The following is a 1,020-nucleotide window of genomic DNA, read 5'->3' as shown; positions in this document are numbered from 1 at the left end:
TTCGTCATGTTCGGCGTGGTCTCCAGCGTCCGCACCAGATCGACCCGCTTGACCAGCGTCTCGCCGATCGCGACCGCGAGATCGGCCTTGATGCTGACATAGGTCGGCTTGTCCGGCTTCTTCTGCGGCGTCGCGCTCGATGTCGGCAGGTTGACCGGAAGATCGACGGTCGACAGCGGCGCGGCCACCATGAAGATGATCAGAAGAACCAGGATCACGTCGATGAACGGCGTGACGTTGATCTCGTGGGCTTCACCGTATTCCTCGTCGTCGTCGAAGCCGCCTTCCGCGATCGATGCGCCCATCGGCCTACTCCGCCGCGCGCGAGGTAAGAGAGCCGTGGGTGCGGTCCAGATCGCGTGACAGCAGCCGGCCGGCCGCTCCCGACGCACGCCCGACCAGTTCGGTGTAGCCCCGCGTCACGCGCGCGAAGTAGTTGTAGATGATGACCGCCGGAATGGCGGCGACAAGGCCGAGCGCGGTCGCGAGCAGCGCCTCGGCGATGCCGGGCGCCACCACCGCGAGGTTGGTGGTCTGCGACTTCGAAATCCCGATGAAGCTGTTCATGATGCCCCACACGGTGCCGAACAGGCCGACGAACGGCGACGTTGCGCCGATGGTGGCAAGCAGCCCCATGCCGAGCCGGATGCGGCGCGATTCCGCGCGGACGATCTCGGCGAAGCTCGACGCCGCCCGCTCCTTGATGCCGGCGTCGCTGGAAATGCCGGCCGACAGCCGCGCCTCGTGCATCGCCGACGCCAGCAGCGACGCCAGCACGCCCTCGCGCGCGCCGAGCGCCATCTGCGCCTCCGCCAGCGAGCGCGCGTCGCCGATCTTGTTCAGCGCCGCCCGCAGCGCGCGCCGCGCCAGCGACAGCTCCGCCAGCTTCGCGATGCAGATCGTCCACGTCACCAGCGACGCAAACGCAAGACCGATCATCACCAGCTGAACAACAATATCCGCCGACATGAACATCGACCACGGAGATAACTCGTGCGACGGGGAAGAATCGGGATTCAG

2 protein-coding genes are annotated in these 1,020 nt (G+C 66.8%); both read right to left on the bottom strand.

Translation table 11 applies throughout. The annotated features are described in order from the left end of the window. Positions 1 to 305, bottom strand: a 305-nt coding sequence (locus NWI01_RS18600; RefSeq protein WP_181410595.1) for a biopolymer transporter ExbD, incomplete at its 3' end; no start/stop codon positions are given. Positions 306 to 309: 4 nt separating this feature from the next. After that, a partial coding sequence (gene exbB / locus NWI01_RS18595) for a tonB-system energizer ExbB (protein ID WP_244613907.1) occupies positions 310 to 1,020 on the bottom strand: 711 nt, incomplete at its 5' end.

Source organism: Nitrobacter winogradskyi (assembly GCF_006539545.1).
Taxonomy (GTDB): domain Bacteria; phylum Pseudomonadota; class Alphaproteobacteria; order Rhizobiales; family Xanthobacteraceae; genus Nitrobacter; species Nitrobacter winogradskyi_A.
Note: the sequence above shows the minus strand (reverse complement) of the source record. Positions and strands in the feature narration are given on the sequence as shown.